Source organism: Shewanella sp. 0m-8, from assembly GCF_052977265.1.
In genome coordinates this window covers 46,631-72,827 of sequence record NZ_JBRIMB010000017.1, presented here as the reverse complement: position 1 = coordinate 72,827, position 26,197 = coordinate 46,631, and the positions used below count along the sequence as shown (strand labels likewise).

Below are 26,197 nucleotides of genomic sequence, written 5' to 3'. Positions count from 1 at the left end.
AACCATATTTTTATTATTTAAATACACTAAGCACTGACAATGGTGCCTTAGGTATTACGTATAGGAAAGGACTGCAAATGTCTGAACATATGCTAAATGACGTTGATCCACTAGAAACTAATGAGTGGTTGTCTGCTTTAGAATCAGTTGTACGCGAAGAAGGTGTTGAGCGTGCTCAGTATCTACTTGAGCAAGTACTTGATAAGGCACGTCTCGACGGTGTCGATATGGCGACGGGTATTACTACCAACTACGTCAACACTATTCCTACGAGCCAAGAGCCTGCATATCCTGGTAATACAACAATTGAGCGCCGTTTGCGTTCAATTATCCGTTGGAACGCGATCATGATCGTGCTGCGTGCGTCTAAAAAAGATTTAGACCTCGGCGGCCACATGGCGTCTTACCAATCGGCGGCTTCATTCTATGAAATGTGTTTTAACCATTTCTTCAGAGCTCCGAACGAAGTTGACGGTGGTGATTTAGTTTATTACCAAGGTCATATATCTCCTGGTATCTACTCGCGCGCATTTGTTGAAGGCCGTTTGACTGCAGATCAGTTAGATAACTTCCGTCAAGAAGTTGATGGCAAAGGTATTCCATCATACCCGCACCCTAAGCTTATGCCTGAATTCTGGCAGTTCCCGACAGTATCTATGGGTCTTGGCCCAATGTCTGCTATTTACCAGGCTCGTTTCCTTAAGTACCTAGATGGCCGTGGCTTAAAAGATACTTCAGCGCAGCGCGTATATGCCTTCCTAGGTGATGGCGAGATGGATGAGCCAGAATCTCGTGGTGCTATCTCTTTCGCTTCACGTGAAAAGCTAGATAACCTTTGCTTCCTAATTAACTGTAACCTACAGCGCCTCGATGGTCCTGTTATGGGTAACGGTAAGATTATTCAAGAGCTTGAAGGCCTATTTAGAGGCGCAGGCTGGAACGTAGTTAAAGTGATCTGGGGTAACAACTGGGATTCACTGATTGCTAAAGATACCACGGGTAAGCTGTTACAGCTTATGAATGAAACAATCGATGGTGATTACCAGACATTCAAATCTAAAGATGGTGCTTATGTACGTGAGCATTTCTTCGGTAAGTACCCAGAAACAGCGGCCCTTGTATCTGACATGACAGATGCAGAGATCTTCGCGCTTAAACGTGGTGGTCATGACTCATCTAAGCTTTATGCGGCATTCAAAAATGCCCAAGAAACTAAAGGCAAGCCTACAGTCATCTTAGCTAAAACAGTTAAAGGTTACGGTATGGGTGAAGCGGCTGAAGGCAAGAACATTGCTCACGGCGTGAAGAAGATGGACATGACTCACGTACTACAGTTACGTAACCGTCTTGGCCTTGAAGACTTACTAAGCGATGAGAAAGTATCTGAACTACCTTATCTGCAATTAGAAGAAGGTTCTGAAGAGTATAAGTACCTACACGCTCGTCGTGACGCGTTGCACGGTTATACGCCACAGCGTCTGCCTAACTTCACTAAGCCGTTAGACTTACCTGCAGTTGAAGAGTTTGCTCCTTTGCTTGTTGAGCAAAAGCGTGAAATCTCTACCACTATGGCATTTGTTCGTACTTTGAACATCTTGCTAAAGAATAAAGGCATTGGTAAGAACATCGTTCCTATTATTGCTGATGAAGCTCGTACTTTTGGTATGGAAGGTCTGTTCCGTCAAATCGGTATTTACAACCCGCACGGTCAGGAATACACGCCTGAAGATCGCAGTGTTGTGTCTTACTATAAAGAAGCGACTTCTGGTCAAGTATTGCAAGAAGGTATCAACGAGTTAGGTGCTATGTCTTCATGGGTTGCTGCGGCAACGTCATACAGCACTAACGATCTACCTATGATCCCATTCTACATCTACTACTCAATGTTTGGTTTCCAACGTGTTGGCGACATGGCATGGATGGCAGGTGATCAGCAAGCTCGTGGCTTCCTATTAGGCGCTACAGCAGGCCGTACAACATTGAACGGTGAAGGTCTACAGCACGAAGATGGTCACAGCCATGTTCAAGCGAACACGATTCCAAACTGTATCTCTTACGACCCAACATTCGCGTATGAGCTAGCCGTTATCATGCAAGACGGTATCCGCCGTATGTATGGCGACCAAGAAAACGTGTTCTACTACTTGACGCTGATGAATGAAAACTATGCGATGCCTGCAATGCCAGAAGGCAGCGAGGAAGGTATTCGTAAAGGTATCTACAAGCTTGAGTCGTACACTGGTAGCAACAAGGTTCAGTTAATGAGCTCGGGTACTATCATGAACGAAGTACGTAAAGCGGCTCAAATCTTGAGTGAAGAGTACGATGTAGCATCTGATGTTTACTCTGTGACTTCTTTCAACGAGCTAACTCGTGAAGGTCAAGATGTTGAGCGTTTCAACATGCTGCACCCAGAAGCTGAGCAAAAGACCGCGTACATTACTCAAGTAATGGGCAGCGAACCTGCAATTGCGGCAACCGATTACATGAAGAACTATGCAGAACAAGTTCGTGCATTTATGCCTTCTGAATCATTCAAAGTACTAGGTACAGACGGTTTTGGTCGTTCAGACAGCCGTGAAAACCTACGTCGTCACTTTGAAGTGAACGCTGGCTACGTTGTTGTAGCTGCACTGAATGAACTCGCTAAACGTGGCGATATTGAAAAGTCAGTAGTTGCAGCTGCAATTGCTAAATTCAACATCGACGCTGACAAGACAAACCCGCTATACGCGTAAGAGGCAATACAAAATGACAATCGAAATTAATGTACCTGACATTGGTGCCGATGAGGTTGAAGTAACAGAGATCCTTGTTAGCGTAGGCGACAAGGTTGAAGAAGAGCAATCGCTTATCTCTGTTGAAGGCGATAAAGCAGCGATGGAAGTTCCAGCATCGCAAGCGGGTATTGTTAAAGAAATTAAAGTTGTAGTAGGCGACAAAGTGTCTACTGATTCATTAATTATGATTTTTGAATCTGACTCTGCAGTAGCTACAACAGAAGCTGCGCCAGTTGTTGAGGCTGCACCAGTTGCGGCTCCAGCAGCGGCTGAGCTAAAAGAAGTTCACGTACCAGATATTGGCGACGACGAAGTTGAAGTGACTGAAATCTTAGTGACTGTTGGTGACAGCATCACAGAAGAACAATCACTGATGAGCGTTGAAGGTGATAAGGCTTCTATGGAAGTTCCTGCACCATTTGCAGGTGTACTTAAAGAGATCAAAGTTGCTGTTGGTGACAAGGTTTCTACTGGCAGCTTAGTGATGGTTTTTGAAGTTGCAGGTTCTGCAGCTCCAGCAGCGGCAGCTCCAGCAGCGGCAGCGCCAGTAGCAGCACCTGCTGCAGTGGCATCAGCACCATCAGTACAAGATATTAATGTACCTGATATTGGCGGTGATGAAGTTGAAGTGACTGAAATCATGGTTAAAGTAGGCGACACTGTTACTGAAGAGCAATCTCTTATCAGTGTTGAAGGCGATAAAGCTGCGATGGAAGTTCCTGCACCTTTTGCTGGTAAAGTATTAGAGATTAAAATCGCTCAAGGCGACAAAGTGTCTACCGGTACTTTGATTATGACGTTTGAAGTCGCAGGTAGCGCACCTGTTGCTGCACCTGTACAAGCTGCTGCTCCGGCACCAGCTGTAGCGCCGGTTGCTAGCCAAGCTCCTGCTAGTCAGGCTTCTGCACCTGCTGCAAAAGAAGACTTTGTAGAGAACCATGCATACGCTCACGCCTCTCCAGTTATCCGCCGTATGGCACGTGAACTGGGTGTTAACCTAGCTAACGTTAAAGGGACTGGTCGTAAGAATCGTATCGTTAAAGAAGATGTTCAAAACTACATCAAAGCGGTGATCAAACAAGTTGAGTCTGGCGCAGTTAAAACTGCAGCTGGTGGCGGCGAGCTAAACCTACTTGCATGGCCAAAAGTGGACTTCAGCAAGTTTGGTGAAACAGAAGTTAAGCCACTATCACGTATTCAGAAGATTTCTGGTGCTAATCTACACCGTAACTGGGTGAAGATCCCGCATGTTACCCAGTGGGATGATGCTGATATCACTGAACTAGAAGCTTTCCGTAAGGCGCAAAATGCTGCCGAAGCGAAGAAAGAGTCTGGTATGAAGATCACACCGCTTGTGTTCATCATGAAGGCAGTTGCGAAAGCGCTAGAAGCATTCCCAACCTTTAACTCTTCATTGTCAGAAGATGGCGAAAGCTTAATTTTGAAGAAGTACGTTAACGTAGGTATTGCGGTTGATACGCCAAATGGTCTAGTTGTTCCAGTATTTAAAGACGTGAACAAGAAGGGCATTCACGAGCTATCTGATGAGCTGAAAGAAGTGTCTAAGAAAGCCCGTGGTGGCAAGCTAACCGCTGCTGATATGCAGGGTGGTTGCTTCACTATCTCAAGCCTTGGCGGCATTGGCGGTACGGCATTTACGCCTATCGTTAACGCACCTGAAGTAGCTATTTTAGGTGTGTCTAAATCAGATATGAAGCCAGTATGGAATGGTAAAGAGTTCGAGCCACGCTTGATGCTACCGCTATCACTATCTTACGATCACCGAGTGATTGATGGCGCTGATGGTGCTCGCTTTATCACGTACTTGAATAACTGCTTGTCAGACATTCGTACCCTAGTGCTTTAACTTAGTGCTTTAATCCAAATAGGCTGCTTGATTCAAGCAGCCTATTTTCTAGATAGCTTATCTAATTCGCTGAATTGGCACTATTAGTAAACATCAGCAAGATTAAGCGTTTCTAGGATTGTGATCAGCATCAAACAAAGGTTAAAATGCGGCCACCTTACAAGATTTGGCCACAGTTTATCGTTGAGTCGGTATTTATCGTTAAGTCGGTGCCACCAACGACATAAAAAGAATAGAGGAAAACATGAGTAACGAAATCAAAACTCAGGTAGTTGTACTAGGCGCTGGCCCTGCTGGCTATTCAGCTGCATTCCGTGCTGCAGATTTAGGTCTAGATACTGTTATTGTTGAACGTTTCAGCACGTTAGGCGGAGTATGTCTAAACGTAGGTTGTATCCCTTCTAAAGCTTTGCTTCATGTTTCTAAAGTCATTGAAGAAGCAAAAGCGGTTTCAAGCCACGGTGTTGTTTTTGGTGAGCCTCAAATTGATCTTGATAAGCTTCGTGAATACAAGCAATCAGTAATCGGTCAGTTGACTAGCGGATTAGGCGGCATGTCTAAGATGCGTAAAGTTAACGTGGTTAACGGTCTTGGTAAGTTCACAGGTCCTAACACGCTAGAAGTTCAAGGCGAAGATGGCGTTAAAGTTGTTCATTTTGAGCAAGCGATTATTGCTGCGGGTTCTCGCCCAATTCAATTGCCATTTATTCCTCATGAAGACCCACGTGTATGGGATTCAACTGATGCACTAGAGCTTAAAGAAGTTCCTGGCAAGCTACTTGTTATGGGTGGCGGCATCATTGGCCTAGAAATGGGTACAGTTTACTCTTCACTAGGTAGCGAGATTGACGTGGTTGAGATGTTCGACCAAGTTATTCCAGCAGCTGATAAAGACGTTGTTCGCGTATATACCAAGAAAATCAAGAAGAAGTTCAACTTGATGCTTGAAACTAAAGTCACTGCGGTTGAAGCGAAAGAAGACGGTATCTACGTAACAATGGAAGGCAAGAAAGCCCCTGCTGAGCCAGTTCGTTTTGATGCAGTATTGGTTGCAATCGGCCGTGTACCAAACGGTAAAGGTCTAGACGCAGAAAAAGCGGGCGTTAATGTTGATGAGCGTGGCTTTATCAACGTTGATAAGCAGATGCGTACTAACGTACCAAACATCTTTGCAATCGGTGACATCGTTGGTCAACCAATGCTTGCACACAAAGGTGTGCATGAAGGTCACGTTGCTGCAGAAGTGATTTCTGGTCTTAAGCACTTCTTCGACCCTAAAGTTATTCCATCAATTGCCTACACAGACCCAGAAGTTGCGTGGGTTGGTTTAACTGAGAAAGAAGCAAAAGAGCAAGGTGTTGCTTATGAAACTGCGACTTTCCCATGGGCTGCAAGTGGCCGTGCTATCGCGTCTGATTGTGCTGACGGCATGACTAAACTTATTTTCGACAAAGAGACTCACCGTGTTATCGGTGGTGCTATTGTTGGTGTTAATGGTGGTGAGCTTCTAGGTGAAATCGGCCTAGCCATTGAAATGGGTTGTGATGCTGAAGATTTAGCACTGACTATCCATGCGCACCCAACATTGCATGAGTCAGTGGGTTTAGCTGCTGAGATTTACGAAGGTTCAATTACTGATCTGCCAAACCCAAAGGCAAAGAAGAAAAAGTAAGCAATTAATCAACATTGCTTTGAACCCAATAAAGCGCTCTTTTGAGCGCTTTTTTATTGCCAGAAATTCATCATCTACTCCATAAGAAAGCGAGTTTTAAAGATCAACTGATCGGAAGAGCACTTTTTAGGTAATCAAATGATGAATCTATGTTATCTAAATGATACATTCAGGTTTGTTTGGTAAAGCCATAAAGTAGATGGGGATAATAATCAAAAAGGTTTGGCTTAGTTTTCTGTTATTCATTACGACATGCGTTGCTCCAGCATTGGCCAGCGGTGATGTGCAGCGGGTGTTTAACGCTGATGATGGATTGGTTAATGCGACGGTGTGGGATATAAGCTTCGATGAACACGGCTATACTTGGCTGGCGACAGAGGAGGGGTTATATCGCGTAAGTAGTCATAAAGTCCGCCGTATCGATAAGGTCGGCGAGAAGTCAAAACTCAGTGATAGTATTCTCTATCTTGCAGAGCCACTTAGTCAGCGTCATATCCTGGTTAGTGGTGCTTATCAAATTTACCTTTATGATATTTATACCAACGAGTTTATTGAGTTTGGTAGCCCACAATTATTTCCTCAATATCGCGGCGGTGGCATTGTCTCTCAAGTAGAGGAGAGTGGTGGCGATCGTATTTTTTTAACTTATGATGGTGAATTGCTGAGATTTAACTATCAAAGCATGTCTCTTACGCGGATCAACTTTCTCCCTAGTAACCCCGATCACCCATGGCGGATTATGCTGCCTCTGTCTGAAAACCGTCTACTGGTCGGTAAAGAAAGCCACCTAGAAGTGCGCGATATCAATGGTGTGAGATTGGAAGTGCTGCCATGGCGCGATGAGTGGGGAGATATTAAGAATGTGTTTAAACACTCTACAGGGCGGGCCTGGATAAGCTCAAGTAAAGGCTTATTTGAAATCGACCAAAAAACTTTGTCGATAACCAAGGTTGAGCAACTCGAATATTATATTACAAATGTTGCCGAAGATAAGCGTGGCTATCTATGGCTTTCTACTCGAGCGGGTTTGCTGCGATGGTTTCCTGATGCTGAAACGGGCTCCTTCTATGGTAATGAATTAAAACTTAAATCTAATATCGATTATACCTACGACATTGCGGTAGATGATACGGGGTTGATTTGGGTTGGTGGCTCTGGCGATGGCGTGGCCATTTTAACCGTTGAGGCAGATTTTTTAACAGACAAATACACTAAAGCGGCGCCCTATCGAATAAAAGATGAAGTGATTTGGTCTATTTATGCCGAAGACAATCATGTGTGGTTTGGCACTGATAGTGGACTGATGTTAGCCGACAAGCTTACTCAGCAATCTTACTTAATTAATCCCCATGGCGTTGCGCTAAACGACAGTATTTATAAAATCGACTCCTTAGATGAAGACTTTTTATTGTTATCGACCACCAATGGATTGTCGGTGGTTAACAAAAAGACCTTTCACAGCCAAAGCTTTGCCAGTTGGTCAGGTGGCCAGAGCTCGCTCGAATATAAAGTGGTGTTTAACACTTACTTTGATAGCGCAATCGAAGGCCGAATTTGGTTTGCAACCAGTAGCGGGCTTTTCTATTGGGAGCAAGGCTTTAAGCAACCCAAACCTGTGCGTATTGGCAGCGCACTGAATAGTGCTCTAGCGATTGAAATTGTGGCGGTGACCCGAGATAGCAGTAATCGTTTATGGCTTGGTGGTAAACATATATTAGGCTATCTAGACTCGCAGCTGACTTTTCATCCAAAAATGGCGCCCTTATCAAGCCTAGGTGGCGCAGCTAACATTCGTTTTATTAAAGAGATTGGTGAAGATGAACTGTGGCTAGGGTTGGAATCTCATGGGCTAGTGTCTTTTAATATGCATACGAGTGAGATTAACAAGCTAACCGATAGCTGGAATGTGACCTGCCCTGGGATCTTTTTTATTGAAGAGGTGCGTAACTACCGTTTAATCGGTTGCCCGCGGTCGCTGATCCGCCAAAATGTCATTGATGGGTCATTGATGACGATTTCACCGCGAGATGGCTTGATAAGTGATGAGTTGAACGAAGGCTCTTACTTCGCCTCTGAAGATGGGCTGTATATCGGTACACCTGATGGCGCTATGTTGTTAGACATTGATTTACTGAAAAATCGAGTCAGTGAAGAGTCGGTATTGCTAGAGTCGATAGAGATCTACTTTGAAGATCGCACCGAGTTGAAGTTGTTGCCGGAGAATAATTACCATATTTTGCCTGGGGCACAGTTGGTCAGCTTTCAGCTAGCGAGTAGCAATTATCTCGACACTAAACCTTTGCAGCTAAAATACCGCTTAAGGCAGGGGGCTTTAGATGACGAGGCCAGTTATATTTTTCTTGATGGTAAGTCTCACCTCAACATTTCAGGATTAGAGTCTGGATCCTACATACTTGATATTCTGAGTTTAAATAACGATATTTGGTCAAAAACGCCCTATTCTTATCACTTTTATGTTGAAAAATATTGGTGGCAGACCTCTTGGTTTAAAGCCGTTCTGTTTGTGGTTTTATTGCTTATTGGTTTAGGGATTATCTTTATCCGTCAGCGCCAAGTTAAGGCATTTAAAAGCATAAACTTAGCGCTTACCGACAGTGATAACCGCTTAAAACAAGCATTAAAAGGCAGTAACTCAGAGCTCTGGGAGTGGCAACTCGATAGCGATCTATTCTGTCTGGAAAATATTGCTGGATTATTGAGTAACAAAGAGGCGCAGGTCTACCTTAAGTTAGAGCAATTTCCTATCCATAGAGAAGACGCTAGCGAAGTGATGGCTGCTTGGCAAGATATGCTGCAAGAACGTACCGATAGGTTTGAGGTTGAATATCGCTATTGGAGAACCGATGCCACCTGGGGATGGGTGAGAGTGATGGGGCGTCCTGTAAAGCGTAATGATCTTACGGGAGTCATTGAACGTGTTGCCGGTATATATAGCGATATCACCGAACAGAGAAAGCTAAAAGATGATGTATATTTATTGGCTCAAGCGTTTGAGAATACCTCTGAAGCAGTGCTAATTTTTGATAGCGAAGAGCGAGTCCAGGTGACTAACAAAGCTGCCAAAAACATGATGGGGCTAGATTCTGATAGCTTGATCGGGCTGCCGTTTTCGCAAGTGTTGCAAGCAGATGAAATCAATTCGAGTATTAGCCTTCTGTTGCAACAGGGGCTAACCTGGGCTGGTGAATGCCATGTAAATGCAGAGGATAACCAATGTTGTGCAGTTTGGCTTAACGTTTCATCAATCCTTAATGCCAACGGCGATGCGACTCACTATGTGGTGGTATTTTCTGATATTACTGAGCGAAAGCGTACTGAAGCCGACTTACGTCGATTAGCTAATTATGATGTATTAACCGGATTACCCAACCGATCATTGCTCTCAAGTAAACTGGCTCAATCTGTATATCAGTCTGAAAAAGACGGTAGTAATTTAGCTCTACTATTTTTGGATCTTGATAGGTTCAAACATGTTAATGACTCCTATGGGCACAGCATGGGGGACGCTCTATTAGTTGAGGCGTCGAACCGCTTGCAGGCATTAATTGCAGACGAGCATGTATTGTGCCGCTTTGGTGGTGATGAGTTTGTTATCTTGCTGCGTAATAGTCCTGATGTGGATATGATCAATCACCTTTGCGAGCAGCTTTTGGCAAGTATAGAGTTGCCTTTTGAGCTTTATGGTCGAGAGTTTTATATCTCAACCAGTATCGGTGTCAGTTTGTGGCCAGAGGATGCCAAGCAACCTGAAGCGTTAATCAAGAATGCCGACTTGGCTATGTATCATGCTAAGGAAGAGGGTAAGGGTAAGTTTAAGTACTATTCTGTGGAGCGTAATGCCGAAGCGCTGTATCACCTTCGCCTTGAAGCGGATCTACGCAAGGCCATAGAGCGCAATGAGTTAGAGTTACACTTTCAGCCTCAGATAGATATCCTACAAAATGATAAATTGGTTGGAGTTGAGGCGTTACTGCGCTGGAACCACCCAAAAGAAGGCTTTGTTCGCCCCGATATCTTTATCAAAGTTGCAGAGGCCTGTGGTCTTATTGTAGACATAGATCGCTGGGTGATGCGTGAAGCCTGCATTCATGGCGCGCGCTGGGCCAAGCAATTAGTCGAGCCTATTAATGTATCGGTGAATGTTTCTGCACTGCATTTTCGTCAGCCCGATTTTATTAAAGGAGTAGAGCAGATCGTCGCTGAAACTAATATGCCTGCGGCGGCGCTATCATTAGAGATCACCGAAGGCGTGTTGATGAAAGAGCTTAAGGTGGCCAAGCAGCATCTTAAACAGCTTAAGACATTAGGGATTGATGTTGCGATTGATGATTTTGGTACTGGTTATTCATCATTGGCTTACCTGCGCCACTTTGAGGTTAACACCCTAAAAATAGATCGTTCTTTTCTTATTGATATCGCCACTAATAAGGCGGATCAAGCGATCGCCAGTAGTATTATAGAGCTCGCTAGAAACCTTAAGCTAGATGTCGTTGCTGAAGGAGTTGAAACTCATGAGCAGTTGGAACAGGTCTTTAGTCGTGGTTGTTATGTCATTCAAGGCTATTACTTTGCTAAGCCTATGCCGCTTGCCGAAATAGAGTCATACATGGGATTAAATCAAGCGTTAAGTGTAGAAGTTTAAATACACGTCTATTTATCTATCCCCACCATTACTTGCGTATAGCCACTAAATAAAATACGTTAATACATTATTAGAAGAGTCGAATAAGTCATTATGATACATAGAATTATTATTCTTTGTTTAGCCATCAGTTGCCCCTATTTCTCCGTAGCTGAAGAGCGTCCAAAAATCGGTTTAGTCTTGAGTGGCGGTGGTGCAAAGGGCGCTGCCCATATTGGGGTGCTTAAAGTCCTCGAAGAGAAGCAGATCCCCATCGATTATATAACGGGCACCAGTATTGGGGCTTATGTGGGGGGGATGTATGCGTTGGGGTATAGCGCTGCTGAAATCGAAGCCATCATGATGAATACCAATTGGGATAAAGGCTACTCCGATACCATTCCACGTGAAGCATTAAGTTATCGTGATAAAGAGACGCGTGATCAGTTCAATATACCCATTAATGTCGGCTATAGCGATGAGCAGGTGAAAATGCCTGCTGGCCTGCTTCGCGGCCAGTCTATGTCACAACTATTACGCAGTTCGACTAACCTGGTGCAGCAGTTTGGTGACTTTAATGATCTATCGATCCCCTATCGAGCCGTGGCGACCAATTTAGCCACTAGCGAGCCTGTAGTGCTAACCTCGGGTAGTATCGTTGCGGCAATGCAAGCCTCTGCATCGGTACCTGGTGCGCTGCAACCTGCAGTGATTGACGGGAAACTATTAGTCGATGGCGGTATTGCTAATAATATGCCTGTAGATGTTGTTAAAGCGATGGGGGCAGATATTGTTATTGCGGTTGATATTGGTTCGCCATTAATGGGGCAAACTGAGCTTAGCAGCACAGTTGCAGTCCTTAATCAGCTTTCCACTATTTTGACCAATGCCAGTTCTGATAGACAAAAAGCGCTGTTAACCGAGCACGATATTTTGATCCGTCCTAATATCGGCGAACTCAGTACAACTGACTTCAGCATTATGCCTATTGCGCTACCATTAGGCGAAATAGCTGCGCGACAACAGAGCGATAAGCTTGAGCTTTACAGTGTCGGGAAGCAAGATTACCAGCAGCATATCGCAACTAAAAAAACGAAGAGACAGCAATGGCTAGCTGATATCGACAGACCGCTAATCAAAATCATTTATAACAATGACTCCAAGGTCAGCGAGAAGCTACTGGCTGATAACCTAGAATTGAATGTGGGCGAACCTGTTAGCGTTAAAGCATTAGAAGCTGGCTTAGATAGAGTTTATGCGCTGGATAAGTTTGAACGTGTAGATGCCGAATTTACCGATACCGAAGATGGGCGAGTGTTAACTGTTAGCACCAAGGCAAAATCTTGGGGGCCTAATTACTTTCAGCTGGGTTTCAGTTGGGAAGATGATTTTAGCTTAGATTCCGTTATCTCTCTGGATATGGCCTATACCATGACAGATCTCACTGAAAATGGCGGGGAATGGCGCAATGAGGTCTCTTTCGGTTTTGATAAATTAATCGCCTCTGAGTTTTATCAACCGCTTGAAAAAGATCAGAGTTTCTTTAGTCGGGCGCGGCTTGAGTATGAGCTTAAAGATTGGGGCTTTTTTGAAAACAACAATCGTGTTTTAGAGCTAAGGCAAACGGCATATCGAACCGAGATAGGCATAGGTATGAATTACACTCAAAACGGCATGGTAGAGGTGGGTCTGCTAGGCGAAATGGGTGATTTAGAAAATGATGCTTGGGGTTTTGGTAAAGTCGATTACGACGGCTACGGTGGCTATTTCAAATTTGCCTATGATGATTTAAACAGTATTAATTTCCCGACATCAGGTAATCGTTTTACCTTCAATGTGTATATGCGAAAAGAAAGTTACGAGCTTGATGGTGTTAGTGATTCTTCTGATTTTTCTATGCAGTACGAAGCCGATTGGCGTGGTGCGGTAGGTGTGGGGAATCATGCGTTTGTGGGTATCGCCTCTTTGGCGACTGTCGACAAAGATGGTGAGTTTACCGTCAACGTATCTGAGCTAGGTGGTTTCTTAAATCTCTCGGGCTATCACAAGAACGCACTCTATGGGGCGCATAAGGTTTTTGGTGCCTTTGTTTACCAGTATGATTTAGGTCGTGACATATTGGGCATGACTGAATATCCGCTTTATCTAGGCACAAGTATCGAGGCGGGTAATGTGTGGAACCAAAAAGATAGCGTGTCGTTAGATGATCTGATTTATGCAGGCAGTTTGTACTTAGGCATTGATACCAGTGTGGGCCCGGCGGCACTGGGTTTCGGCGCGTCTGATGATGGAGAGAAAACGGTATTCCTGTTTATTGGTAAAAATTGGTAGTCGAGGCTAAAACAAACTGAGAGTCAGTAAGTAAAGAGGCTATAAGTAAAGAGGCTATAACCTTACGCTGATTGGTATTAGGCGTTAACACAACGCTTGAAACACACAGCTTTAAATACTGCGCTTTAAACACAGTGATATTGATTTTAAGCCCATCGACAGATGGGCTTTTTACTTTTGTATCGCTGACTGTTATCTGTTTGAGAGTGCATTGCTTAACGCGTTGCTAAAAAGTCGGGTAATTCTTCTAGGCTATTTAGTTGTTGGTGGGCAATGACCCATTTGCTCTGCGCCGCGAGTTGCGCTTCAGGAATGGCAATGGTCTGCATATTCGCCGCGCGAGCAGAGATTAATCCATTAAATGAATCTTCTATCGCTAAGCAATTGATGGGATCAATATTGAGCGCCTCTGCACACTTTAAATAGACTTCTGGATGAGGTTTGCCATGGGCTAAGTGCTCGGCAGAGTAAACTGCTTCAAAGTATGATCCTATCTGTAACCTGTTTAAAACGGCGTGAATGATATCGCTAGAAGAGGAGGTTGCGAGGCCGATTTTTAGCTGATGTTGCTTGCAAGAACGCAATGCATTGACAACGCCAGCCATGGGTTCACCATCACTGGTAATGTGGCGGACCACTTGTTCTACAATCGCGTCGGCAGTACTTTGGTTACTGTAATTTTTCCACGGAAAACGGGCATACCAAAAAGCGACGACTTGATCGATTCTTAGGCCGGTTGTGAGCGCCATATCTTGCATTGAAACGTTTAAACCCAGTTTAGTCATAACCTCAAAAATGGCTATTTGCCAAACAGGTTCGGAGTCGATTAATACGCCATCCATGTCAAAAATGACGGCTTTTAGCTCTGGTGTGCTCATAAGTATCCAATTATGTTCATTATAACTTTGGTGAATATTAGCGGTGAGAATGGCCTATTTAACAAATAATCATACTGCTAACCCTATAATAATCACAGAGTTTTATGCTTAATTATTGCCTCTCAAAACCGTTTTTAATGATCATAAACATCTGATTTATATAATTTAGATCAAGGTTTCACACTATGGTCTAGTTTTCTTTTGCAGCGAATGGCTTTAATGTATAGGCCGAGATGTCGATTGAGTGTTGTTTTACTTTTGCTGAAGTGTGATCCGATTCATACTTTTGTAAAGCTGTAGTATAATAGCGCTCGAAATAAGGGTCGAGCCTGCCGAGCTGTCAGTTTCAATTTGAAGACGAGCAGTTTCGCTGTTAGAACGCCAAACAAAGAGGAAGGTTGCCGTGCTAGAAGCATATCGTAAACACGTCGCAGAACGTGCTTCAGAGGGCGTAGTCCCTAAGCCATTAGATGCCCAACAAGTGGCACAGTTAGTTGAATTGGTAAAGAATCCACCAGCAGGTGAAGAAGCAGTTATTCTTGATCTGTTAGAAAATCGTATCCCACCTGGTGTTGATGAAGCCGCATATGTTAAAGCGGGCTTTCTCGATGCGGTCGCTAAAGGCGAAGTCTCATCTTCTATCTTATCGTCTGAGCGAGCAGTTGAACTGCTAGGCACAATGCAAGGTGGTTACAACATCGAACCACTGATTGCGCAACTTGATAATGAAGCGCAAGCGCCATTAGCCGTTGAAGCGCTATCACACACACTATTAATGTTTGATTCTTTCCACGATGTAGTGGAAAAAATGCAAGCTGGTAATGACTACGCTAAGCAAGTTGTTCATGCTTGGGCCGATGCTAAATGGTTCCTGTCTCGTCCAAAGCTTGCTGAAAAAATCTCTCTGACCGTATTTAAAGTGTCAGGTGAGACCAACACAGACGATCTTTCTCCGGCACCCGATGCATGGTCACGTCCTGATATTCCATTGCACGCACTTGCGATGCTTAAGAATGCGCGTGACGGCATTGTGCCAGATGAAGCTGGCGCTGTTGGTCCAATCAAAGAGATTGAATCATTAAAAACTAAAGGTTTCCCACTTGTATACGTTGGTGACGTAGTGGGTACAGGCTCTTCACGTAAGTCAGCGACTAACTCTGTATTGTGGTTTATGGGTGATGATATCCCTAATGTGCCTAATAAGCGCGCTGGTGGTTTCTGTTTAGGTGGCAAGATTGCGCCAATCTTCTTCAACACCATGGAAGATGCTGGTGCACTACCTATTGAGCTAGATGTGAGCAAGATGGAAATGGGCGATGTTATCGATATCTATCCATATGAAGGCATCGTTAAGCGTCATGGCACTGATGAAGTTATCTCTGAGTTCTCGCTAAAGACTGACGTGTTGTTGGATGAGGTTCGTGCAGGTGGTCGTATCCCACTTATCATCGGTCGTGGTCTAACAGACCGTGCTCGTGAAACATTAAACCTTGAAGCATCTGCTGAGTTTGTACGTCCACAAGATGTGGCAGACACTGGTAAGGGTTATACCCTTGCACAGAAGATGGTTGGTAAAGCGTGTGGTGTTAGCGGTATTCGTCCAGGCCAATACTGTGAGCCAAAGATGAGCTCTGTAGGCTCGCAAGATACTACTGGCCCTATGACACGTGATGAGCTTAAAGATCTTGCATGTCTTGGTTTTAGCGCTGATTTGACTATGCAGTCTTTCTGTCACACAGCGGCTTATCCTAAGCCTATTGATGTGAACACTCACCACACACTGCCAGATTTTATTATGAATCGCGGCGGTGTTGCGCTGCGTCCTGGTGACGGTGTTATTCACTCTTGGTTAAACCGTATGCTACTACCTGATACCGTAGGTACAGGTGGTGACTCACATACTCGTTTCCCTATTGGTATTTCATTCCCTGCCGGTTCAGGTCTTGTGGCATTCGCTGCTGCAACCGGTGTGATGCCGCTTGATATGCCAGAATCAATCTTGGTTCGCTTTAAAGGTGAGATGCAGCCTGGTATCACGCTACGTGATTTGGTACATGCTATCCCGCATAAAGCGATTGAAATGGGTCTGTTGACTGTTGAGAAGAAAGGCAAGATCAATGCTTTCTCTGGTCGCGTCCTTGAGATTGAAGGTCTTGAGCAGCTTAAAGTTGAGCAAGCATTTGAGCTTTCAGATGCATCTGCAGAGCGTAGTGCTGCAGGCTGTACCATTAAGCTTGATAAAGAGCCAATCATTGAATACCTTAACTCAAACATCGTGATGTTAAAGTGGATGATTAGCGAGGGTTACGGTGATCGTCGTACTATCGAGCGCCGGATCACAGCGATGCAAGAGTGGTTGGCTAACCCGGAGCTCATGCAGGCAGACAGCGATGCACAATACGCCGAAATTATCGAAATCGATTTGAACGAAATCAAAGAACCGATTCTTTGTGCGCCAAACGATCCAGATGATGCAGTGCTATTATCTTCAGTGGTTGATACTAAGATTGACGAAGTGTTCGTTGGTTCTTGTATGACGAACATCGGTCATTTCCGTGCAACGGGTAAGATGCTTGATAAGTTTGCTACCACTTTGCCAACACGTTTGTGGATTGCGCCGCCAACTAAGATGGACCGCGACCAGCTAACAGAAGAGGGCTACTACGCAATCTTCGGCCGTGTTGGTGCACGTATTGAGATCCCAGGTTGTTCACTGTGTATGGGTAACCAAGCACGTGTTGCTGAAGGTGCTACGGTAGTTTCAACTTCTACACGTAACTTCCCGAACCGTCTAGGTACAGGGGCTAATGTTTACTTAGCATCTGCAGAACTAGCGGCAGTTGCTGCACTACTTGGTCGTTTACCATCACCAGATGAGTATCAGACATACGCTAAAGAGTTAGATGCAACTGCAGCTGACACTTATCGTTACCTGAACTTTGATCAAATTGCGTCGTACACAGCAAAAGCTGATGAAGTGATTTTCCAATCAGCAGTTTAAGCTAGATTGAAGCACTAAAAAGGCCAGCTAATCAGCTGGCCTTTTTGTTGATTCATTTTTATTATGCTAGAACCTAGAACCTAGAACCTAGAACCTAGAACCTAGCACCTAGAACCTTCTTTGAGTCTTAAGAATGCTTAGCGTGCAGCACTTCGAGCAGCTTATCTTCAAGCTCAAAACGTGTTTCCATTGCGTGACCTAAAGATGACAGGTCTTTATCTAAATGAAATAGCACTTGCTCATCATCGGCTTCGGTATATTTGTCATTGAAGTCTAAAGCTGTGTCAGTGGTTTCACTAATCTTGGGTACCAGTTGTTGAGCAAGCGCTTGGCTTGAGCTGCCATTTTTCTCACAGGCGGTCACAACTTGGTTATAGATCTCAAAGTGCCCTTCAGACACATAATCCATTAATTGGTCACAAAACAGCTTTACAGACGCAAAGGCAGGGAGTGATTTTTCAGTTTCCTCATACGGCGGGATCCCAGCAATCTGACAATAGTTAATAAGCAGGTTGCGCCGATTATTTAACCATTGATCTATAAGAGTATTTGAGCCGCCCCATTTTTGTTCGGCTTTCTCTAGCTTTCTTAGCATGATCTTCCCCGTTAAAAATCCATCTCTGTATCTCTAATGTAGGGGACAAATGTGGTTTTGATCAACCATTTTTGAAGGATTTATGAAATGGACATACCAGCGTATGAATTGTGAATGGGGCGTTATAAAATAAAATGCCCAGCGATAGAAATCTATCGCTGGGCGAGTAAAGTTTTTGCGGGCTCGATGCGACGAGCTTCTTGATTGTTCTTGCTAGCGCAGACTTTTTATACCAAAGCTAGCACCTTGGTGCAACTTTTTTCTGCCACATTGGGAGTCATACAGCTTAGGTTAAGCTGAGTTGTGAATCTATTTCACGTTTCTAGTCAAAGCTGTGAACTGTGATTTATAGCCTTAATATTTTACCGATAAAGAAGGCAATAATGTTAACTACCTCAGAATTGACGGAAAATGTCGCGTTGCTTGTCACATTATTTTACGGATTCAGGTTACTTTATTAACGTAAATGCTAAACTACTGCCCCAAGCGGATATCACTATAAGTTTAGGAATCAAGCCAAATGGCAGAATTAAAGAATGATCGTTATTTACGTGCGTTATTAAAACAGCCTGTCGACAGAACTCCTGTCTGGATGATGCGTCAAGCAGGTCGTTATCTTCCAGAATATAAAGCCACCCGCGCAGAAGCTGGCGACTTCATGTCTCTTTGTAAGAACCAAGACCTGGCTTGTGAAGTCACTCTTCAGCCATTACGTCGCTACGATTTAGATGCTGCAATCCTGTTCTCTGACATTTTGACTGTACCCGATGCTATGGGCTTAGGTCTTTACTTCGAAACAGGCGAAGGTCCACGTTTCGAACGCCCTACAGATACTATCGATTCAATCAAAAAGCTTTGCATTCCAGACCCAGAAGATGAGCTTGGTTATGTAATGCGTGCTGTTAGCACCATTCGTCGTGAGCTTAAAGGTGAAGTGCCATTAATCGGTTTCTCTGGCTCACCTTGGACGCTAGCGACTTACATGGTTGAAGGCGGTTCTAGCAAGGCGTTTGAAAAGATTAAGAAGATGGCTTACGAAGAGCCAGCAACTTTGCATATGCTTTTAGATAAGCTAGCAGACTCTGTTACTTTGTACTTGAACGCTCAAGTTTCAAACGGCGCGCAGTCTCTTATGATTTTCGATTCATGGGGTGGTGCACTTTCTCACCATGCATACCGTGAATTCTCACTACGCTACATGCAAAAAATCGTTGATGGCTTAACTCGCCATGCAGACGGTCGCCAAGTACCGGTTACGCTATTTACTAAAGGTGGCGGACTATGGCTTGAGTCAATGGCTGAAACTGGCTGTGACGCACTAGGTCTAGATTGGACTGTTGATATCGGTGATGCACGTCGCCGTGTTGGTCATAAAGTTGCGCTACAAGGTAACATGGACCCATCAGTACTTTACGGAACACCTGAGCGCATCCATCAAGAAGTGGATCAAATCCTTTCTTCTTACGGTGAAGGCACTGGCCATGTATTTAACTTGGGCCACGGTATTCACCAGCATGTTGATCCAGAGCGTGCAGGTTCGTTCATTAACTCAGTGCATGAGTTATCAGGTAAATACCACAAGTAATTAGCTCGCCCACACGCGAATTAATTGACCATTGGTTGGTATAAATAAGGGCTCAGTTTACTGGGCCTTTATTGTTTCTGTTGTTAGCGGATTTTGAGATGAACTCTCAGCTTTATCATTACTTGGTGCCCCACTCACCGTCTTAACAGGCTTTAACTCCAATCTAAATTGGCTACCTTTACCCGGTGTACTGTCAATTTCTATACCACAGCCGAGCAAGGTTAATAGCTGCCTGACTATCGCAAGGCCTATGCCTAATTGCGGTAGAGCACTTTGCTCACCTGTTATATCGAGCGTCCTTTGGTTTAATTGCTTCAGGGCTAGCAGCTCATGCTTATGCATTCCTGAGCCGTTATCACTGACTTGTAGCCACACTTTATCGTTATCGGCAGTCATGGTCGCAATGCTTATTTTTCCTCGCTCTGGAGTATAACGAATAGCATTATCTATTAGATTATTAAGCACCCTTTGTAGCAGCTGTGGATCGGTACTTATCGTTAGCTGCTGTTTATCGACAAAGTCTAGCTCAATCGATTTCGATTTTGCTCTAGGGGCAAAGGTTTGCTGTAACTCCTGCAATAGATTGCTTAGCAAGCAAGCTTGAAACTTTGGTGTTACCTGACCATTTTCAAGCGCGGTTAGCTCAAGTAATTGCCCCAGTAATTGCTGCAGGTGCTGGCCTGAGCGAGCTGCGATCTCAATTAGGTCGCTACTGCGCTCATGTTCAGGCAGTAATAACCAGGTGTCGATATAACCCTGTAGTGAGGTTAGCGGTGTTTTTAAGTCATGAGACAGATGCAACATAAAAGCATGACGCTCTTCTTGTTGGCGATGAATCGCTTGGTGCTGCTCACTTAATGCTGACAATAACGTATTGATATGCTGACTGAGGCGATTGATTTCACTGCTGCCTGAGTATTGGCCTGGTAAAGTGAGGCCATCATTGAGCTTGTGCTTGGCCAGCAAGTTCAGATCATGTTCTAAACGGCTTAATGGTTGGGTAAAAATCTTTAATAACAATATAAAGAGTAAGATGGCAAAAGCGAAGGTGATCACAATGGCGGCCGCCCAAAACTGTGTCGATTGATGCTCGCCAACAATTGATTGCCAGCTATCAAAGTCCTCCCCCCCAATAATCACGTATAGATAGCCAGTTTGTTTGCCTTGAGGGTCAATGAGTTTAGCTGCGGAAAAGATTTTATCTTTGTTGATTGAGCGCGGGTCGGTACCGAGTAAAGGCAGTTTATTACCGTCAATGAAGGTGTTTATGAGTTTTGTATCAACTCGCTGCTGCTTAATCTTTTCTTCACTCGCATCATAAGCGATGACCTGACCTTGATTGTCTAAGGTGTATATTTCAAAGCTAGGGCCTAGCAGCATAAAGTCATGAAAGGCCTCTTTTAATGCAGCGTCGGAGGTCACTCCTTTAGAAAGTAGGGGGTTGATATGCGCCATATGCTCAGCAAGCTCGCGGTGCAGCGATTGTTGAATTTGGTTGCGGCTAAATTCTTGGCTAAACTGCTGCCATTGCCACAGTGCGACAAGTAATATGAGTATGACTAAAGTAGCCGCGAGTAAGATTCGGCTAAATAAGCTTTTCATTGCTTGCCCTCTAAGGTGAGTTATTTAGGACTAAGGTAAGGTTAAGATGCTGCTTGTATTGTGGGTGGAGTAAATTTGTAGCCAACCCCCCAGACCGTTTTAACCAATTTAGAGGTGTGGCTATTACGCGCAAGCTTAGAGCGTAAGCGATTCACATGACTATTCACCGTGTGCTCATAACCTGAATATGAGTAACCCCATACGGCTTCTAATAATTGCATTCTGCTGAACACCTGCTTGGGATGCTGAGCAAGGTACAGCAAGAGGTCGAACTCTCGAGCAGTCAGCTCCAGCACTTCATTAAAAGCAATCACTTCTCGGGTATTACAGTTAATGGTGATGCCATCAAATTCAACTGAGTTTTGCTGTTGTTCCAGTTGTCTTGAGCGCCTTAGCAGGGCTTTAACTCGGGCTCTGAGCTCGAGCACACTAAAAGGTTTTATCAAATAATCATCTGCACCTGACTCGAGCCCGAGCACGATATCGGCTTCAGAGTCTTTAGCGGTTAACATCATGCAAGGTAGGTCGTTTCCGGCCTCACGGAACTGTTGGCATAGGGTGATTGCATCGCCATCGGGTAGCATTCTATCCATGACAATAAGGTCAACGTTAGTTTGCTCTATATGACGTTGTGCTTGTTGCAGCGTGGTGCAATGGATCACATCATGATTCATGCTTTTAAGGTTGAGCATGACGAGTTTTGCTAAGTCTTGCTCATCTTCGAGGAGTAGTATTCGCTTCGATGTTTGATGCTCATTGTTGTTGATTGATCCATTCATGCTTCGCTCCCAAAGGCAGTTGCTTAACAACAAGACCCGCCGATGGAAGCTTTTATTTCGCACTATTATTGGTCACTTTTATAAGTCGTTTACTCTGTGCGATTCACGCGGATTAGCATTACTGGGTTATCAAAGCGATGTGAGGCTGAAAGGACGGAGTCTGCAAGGCCGTCATCACTGCTAATGACTCCAGGGTGAGCGTGAACTTTGTTGGAGTCATCACGTGTGGCATTAAAACCTTCGCCACCATCAGCAGGGCCTGGGATAGTGCCTTTAGCTTCAGTATTCGCTTCAGTACCAGCATCGTAGGCAATCACTCTAAAGCTGATAGACTCATTAACAGCTAAGGCTGTTAAGTCATAACCGGTAAAACCTGCAAAGGCATCGTTAGTGTTAACGAGCATGGTCACTACTGACAGGTCCGCAATCATATCGGCATTAAGACTAATAGAGATCTTCTCACTGGCCCCAGGTAATAATATGCCAGCACCACTTGTCAGCTCAGTGACCACAGCTTCATCGGTTAAGCCACTGGGATCTCCGGATTCTGCTAATGTTTCTAAAGCGACGCTAGCGCTTTGTCCGCTACTCCATAGCACTGTGTCAACTTGATGGCTAACGACCGCAATTGGCGACATGGGCTGGTTTGCGGTTAAGTTGGTCACTGCAATGCTGTAGCTCTGCATTGTCGGTGTAACTGCGGGGGGAGTAATGGGTTCAGGGATGTCATTATTATTGTCAGAGCAGCCGCCTAGTAATAATGCACCAGCGCTCAACAGTATAAGCCCGTTGTATTTAAGGTTCTTGTTAGGATTATTCATCAGGTATTCTCCTATTTAACCACAACAGTCACTCGAGCTACCGGATTTAACCAGCGGTGTACGCGGCTATCAAGGTCACTCATGCCGCCCTGTAGGTCGGTATCGCCAAGCACGCCTGGGTGAATATGCACCTTATCGTTACTGCTCATACCCATTACACCGGTTGCGTTCATGCCGCCATCACCACCAGGTGCCGCGGGGATCCCTGGAGTACCAGACATGCCACCACCATTAACGACTTCGTCGTTGGCTTCTGTGCCAGCGTCATAGGCATTAAGGGTAAAGGTATAGCTGCCGGCTTCGGTTGGGATTTTCCAGGCATCTAAGCCGACGAAAGCGTCGTTTGTTGGCAGGACCATAGCGGTAATCGATAGGTGAGTCATATCACCTGAATCGAGCATAATGCTGTCGACTTTAGTGCTAGGGGCTAATAGTCCGCCAGCCGGATTGGTCAGCGTAATACCGCCTGCACCTTTTACGGCGGCATCTAAGTCGGCAATATCACCGCCCTCAGCCATTTTTTGTAAGGCAGGAGTTGCCATTTCTCCGGCTTGGAAAAGGTGGCTGTCCATATCATGGGCTGCGATGAGCAGCGGGGTGAAATGATTGCCGTGGGTTAAATTAGTGATGCTAATCTCTAACTCAGCCGCTGACACGGGTAGGCTAATAGCGGTACTTAGAATAAGCATTTTAGTGATCTGGTTAAGCTTCATGATAACTCTCCTTTGCAATGTATGGTTCAGTGTGGCAAAGGGATGTCACCTGAATATCTCTCAATTATCACAAAAGTATAACAATTGGTTTTATGCGATAATCAGGGGGAATTTGCCATGAATTTACAGGCTTATTCATGGATTTGTTTAAGAGTTGTCCTTGGTTGGTGTTTTTATCAACGACTGCATCTAAGGTAGGTATTATCTATGATATAAATCGGGTACTTTGCTAGCGCAAACCAAGTCGTGGCCAGAGTTGCTGGTGGGTTTTGAATTAGAGAAGTTGTCTTTAAATGCAAATTAGCAAGAAAGTTGTTTTAATCATTTTTGGGATGAGTATCCCGCTCCTCGTTGCTGCCAGCTTAGCTGGAGTGACATGGCTACATAACGAAGTCGATTCGATTCGCCGTGATGTTATTGAAGCAGAGCTTAAGAGTATTGAGTCGCAAATAAAAAGTGACCTTGAGGTGCTGCAGCGAGCACTAGAGGCTCAGCCGATGCTGTCAGCCTCAGCCGTTAATTCGGCAGCTTCTGCATGGCCAAAGCTGGCACAATTTAGCGACCTGCAGTTATCCCCGGTAGTAGACGGGTATGTTGACTTGGATGATGGCGCTAACAAAGCCAGATTAAATCTACCTGCTGAACTACTTGCGAACCCGCAGGAAAACACAGGACTCTACTATGACGCACAACATAGGCAGGGTTATTTTATAAGCTTGCAGGCGGCGTCGGGTTCTCAGCGTTTACTTTTGAGCCGTAAGCTAACAGATGCATATTTAGCAAATTTAGACTTGAGCGATTTTGTTACCCAGATTAAATTGGCACCGGGAAGCGCACAAGCCGGGCTGCTACTAACAGATGATACAGTGACCGCCAATACAGTGACCGCCGAATTGAGTATGCCAAGCCTACTAGCTCAATCGCCAGCGCATCTTACAATTACCTTCTCTAATCACTTTTTATCTCGCGTGGTATTGCAATATAGCTTGTTCACATTGAGCCTATTGGGTTTATCTATCATCTTGTTATTAGGTGTATTCTTTTGGCTTAGGTTAGGGGTATTTAAGCCCTTTGAGCGCTTTGCTAAACAACTTAACGCTATCGACTTTACTTCAAGGGAAAGGGCACTGATAAGCAGTGACGGCCATGGCGAGTTTAGCCAGATATCAAGCGACATTAACCAACTATTATCTCGGGTATATCAACAAGAAAGGCAATCTAAGATCACCTTAGAGTCAATTGCTGAAGCGGTCATTTTGATCGATATTGATACCAGAGTGAGTTATCTCAACCCTTATGGCGAACGCTTGCTAAAAGTGAGTAATGAGCAGGCGCGAGGCAAAAGCCTGGATGAATTGTTAGCAGGTCATAAAGGCTTGAGCGATACCTTAGTTGCTTTTATGCAAGGCGGCAGTCTACGTGTGGAGTCCACGCAGCTTAGACTAGACATTGATACACCTAAGCTAATGAGTGGCAAATTCAGCAATTTATCAGACTACTCTGGCCGTATTATTGGCGCAGTGATTGTGCTACGAGATACCACCGATGAAGCGCTACTCAAACAGCGATTGCAGCGCAGAGTTCATTTTGACTCTATGACAGGGCTGCTTAATCGTGGTGCATTTGAGCAGCAATTTATTCGTTATGTGCAATCGTCCAAAACACTGGCAGTGGTATGTCTGGATCTGGAACAATTTAAGCTTATCAATGAGTCATGCGGTCATAGCGTTGGCGATAAAATGCTTGATAACGTTGCTAAAGCTATTGGCTCTTGCTTATTCAAAGGTGAATTATTAGGGCGTTTAGGTGGCGATGAATTTGGCTTAGTGATTAAAGACTGCTCGGCCCTTGAAGTGGCTAAGTTGATTAAGAAGATCATTGTCAGCGTGGGTAGCCAAGAGGTGACACATAACGATACGCACTACCGCGTTGGTGTGAGTGCTGGCGTAGCCTTGTCACGCTTTGATCAACAAACGGATCTTTTAGAGCTACTAAAAGATGCCGATATCGCCTGCCATGCTGCTAAATGCAAGGGTAGTAACCAAGTGCACTTTTATGACAGCCGCGACAAAGACTTAAGCTATCAACGTAATGCATCTAAGTGGGCGGTTAGAATTGTACAGGCGATTGAGCACAATGAACTGGTTCTTTACTATCAAAAGATAAAATGTCTTTCCTCTCACAGTCGTAGACAGCGTCTTGAGGTATTACTGCGGATCCAAGAGCCGGGCGGGAGAGTTTTGCCTCCTGCACAATTTATTGCTGCTGCAGAGCGCTTTAAGTTAATTGTTGATGTCGATAAAGAGGTCATCAGAAAGACTTTTCTGTGGTTATCTTTAAATGAACCGCTTTGGGATGATCACTGCCTATCGATTAATTTGTCAGGTAATAGCCTTGGCGCTGAAGGCATGGTCGACTTTATCCTTAAGCAACAAAAGCGTTTTGGGATCCCGAGCAGTTGTATTTGCTTTGAGATCACCGAAACAAGTGCTATCCAAAATCGTAGTCGTGCGATGAAGATGTTGTTAGATCTGCGAAAGCGTGGCTTTGCTTTTGCACTGGATGATTTTGGTAGCGGGTTTGCATCCTATGGTTACCTCAAAGAGATGCCTGTCGACTACGTTAAGATAGACGGCTGCTTTGTAAAAAACTTAGTCAGCAATGCCAAAGACTACGCCATTGTAAAATCGATTAACGATGTCTGCCGAGTGATGGGAATCGAAACGATCGCAGAATTTGTGGAAAACCAAGAGATTATCGATCAACTCGAAATCATTGGGATTAACTATGCCCAAGGTTACGGTATTGGCCGACCTCAAGCATTAGAGTCCTATCAAACAGAACCCGCCCCAGAAAAACTGATGGTTTAAAATCGCGATCACTTTAAAAGAGTGATGGTTTAAAAGAGTTATTTGCGATTGGGGTAATTAT

The 26,197-nt window shown here is 44.6% G+C and carries 14 protein-coding genes; 8 read left to right on the top strand and 6 right to left on the bottom strand.

All coding sequences use genetic code 11. From position 1 onward, the window contains the following. Nucleotides 1–77: 77 nt before the first annotated feature. The 5 genes from aceE (at nucleotide 78) to ACVBIO_RS10595 (ending at nucleotide 13,292) form a co-directional block, all read left to right on the top strand. A complete protein-coding gene (aceE, locus tag ACVBIO_RS10615; protein ID WP_447163845.1) occupies nucleotides 78–2,738 on the top strand; it encodes a pyruvate dehydrogenase (acetyl-transferring), homodimeric type in 2,661 nt (886 codons plus the stop codon). Nucleotides 2,739–2,751: 13 nt separating this feature from the next. Then, nucleotides 2,752–4,647 (top strand): pyruvate dehydrogenase complex dihydrolipoyllysine-residue acetyltransferase, encoded by a 1,896-nt coding sequence (aceF, locus tag ACVBIO_RS10610; protein ID WP_447172558.1) that lies wholly within the window; start codon nucleotides 2,752–2,754, stop codon nucleotides 4,645–4,647. 244 nt (nucleotides 4,648–4,891) lie between these two features. Beyond that, nucleotides 4,892–6,319: a dihydrolipoyl dehydrogenase gene (gene lpdA, locus ACVBIO_RS10605; RefSeq protein WP_447172557.1), complete on the top strand. Its 1,428-nt coding sequence runs from the start codon at nucleotides 4,892–4,894 to the stop codon at nucleotides 6,317–6,319. A 199-nt stretch (nucleotides 6,320–6,518) separates the two neighbouring features. After that, complete coding sequence (locus ACVBIO_RS10600; RefSeq protein WP_447172556.1) at nucleotides 6,519–10,982, top strand: EAL domain-containing protein; 4,464 nt, start codon at nucleotides 6,519–6,521, stop codon at nucleotides 10,980–10,982. A 93-nt stretch (nucleotides 10,983–11,075) separates the two neighbouring features. Further along, nucleotides 11,076–13,292, top strand: a complete 2,217-nt coding sequence (locus ACVBIO_RS10595) for a patatin-like phospholipase family protein (protein ID WP_447172555.1) — start codon at nucleotides 11,076–11,078, stop codon at nucleotides 13,290–13,292. Nucleotides 13,293–13,507: 215 nt separating this feature from the next. Here the strand turns inward: ACVBIO_RS10595 and hxpB are convergent, their stop codons facing one another. Then, on the bottom strand, nucleotides 13,508–14,170 hold the full coding sequence (gene hxpB / locus ACVBIO_RS10590) for a hexitol phosphatase HxpB (protein ID WP_447160789.1): 663 nt from the start codon (nucleotides 14,168–14,170) through the stop codon (nucleotides 13,508–13,510). Nucleotides 14,171–14,573: 403 nt separating this feature from the next. Between hxpB and acnB the strand changes: the two genes are divergently transcribed. Then, on the top strand, nucleotides 14,574–17,171 hold the full coding sequence (gene acnB, locus ACVBIO_RS10585; protein WP_447160790.1) for a bifunctional aconitate hydratase 2/2-methylisocitrate dehydratase: 2,598 nt from the start codon (nucleotides 14,574–14,576) through the stop codon (nucleotides 17,169–17,171). Nucleotides 17,172–17,298: 127 nt separating this feature from the next. Here acnB and rsd read toward each other — a convergent pair whose 3' ends face one another. Continuing rightward, nucleotides 17,299–17,766: a sigma D regulator gene (rsd, locus tag ACVBIO_RS10580; protein ID WP_447172554.1), complete on the bottom strand. Its 468-nt coding sequence runs from the start codon at nucleotides 17,764–17,766 to the stop codon at nucleotides 17,299–17,301. A gap of 520 nt (nucleotides 17,767–18,286) precedes the next feature. Here rsd and hemE point away from each other — a divergent pair. Further along, a complete protein-coding gene (hemE, locus tag ACVBIO_RS10575) occupies nucleotides 18,287–19,351 on the top strand; it encodes a uroporphyrinogen decarboxylase (RefSeq protein WP_447172553.1) in 1,065 nt (354 codons plus the stop codon). A gap of 57 nt (nucleotides 19,352–19,408) precedes the next feature. Here the strand turns inward: hemE and ACVBIO_RS10570 are convergent, their stop codons facing one another. The 4 genes from ACVBIO_RS10570 to ACVBIO_RS10555 form a co-directional block, all read right to left on the bottom strand. After that, complete coding sequence (locus tag ACVBIO_RS10570; protein WP_447172552.1) at nucleotides 19,409–20,953, bottom strand: sensor histidine kinase; 1,545 nt, start codon at nucleotides 20,951–20,953, stop codon at nucleotides 19,409–19,411. Between the two features lie 41 nt (nucleotides 20,954–20,994). After that, on the bottom strand, nucleotides 20,995–21,732 hold the full coding sequence (locus ACVBIO_RS10565) for a response regulator transcription factor (protein WP_447163850.1): 738 nt from the start codon (nucleotides 21,730–21,732) through the stop codon (nucleotides 20,995–20,997). An 89-nt stretch (nucleotides 21,733–21,821) separates the two neighbouring features. Further along, on the bottom strand, nucleotides 21,822–22,553 hold the full coding sequence (locus ACVBIO_RS10560; RefSeq protein WP_447172551.1) for a spondin domain-containing protein: 732 nt from the start codon (nucleotides 22,551–22,553) through the stop codon (nucleotides 21,822–21,824). Nucleotides 22,554–22,564: 11 nt separating this feature from the next. Next, nucleotides 22,565–23,266 (bottom strand): spondin domain-containing protein, encoded by a 702-nt coding sequence (locus tag ACVBIO_RS10555; protein WP_447163852.1) that lies wholly within the window; start codon nucleotides 23,264–23,266, stop codon nucleotides 22,565–22,567. A 332-nt stretch (nucleotides 23,267–23,598) separates the two neighbouring features. Here ACVBIO_RS10555 and ACVBIO_RS10550 point away from each other — a divergent pair, with 332 nt between their 5' ends. After that, complete coding sequence (locus ACVBIO_RS10550) at nucleotides 23,599–26,136, top strand: putative bifunctional diguanylate cyclase/phosphodiesterase (RefSeq protein ID WP_447172550.1); 2,538 nt, start codon at nucleotides 23,599–23,601, stop codon at nucleotides 26,134–26,136. Nucleotides 26,137–26,197: the final 61 nt, after the last annotated feature.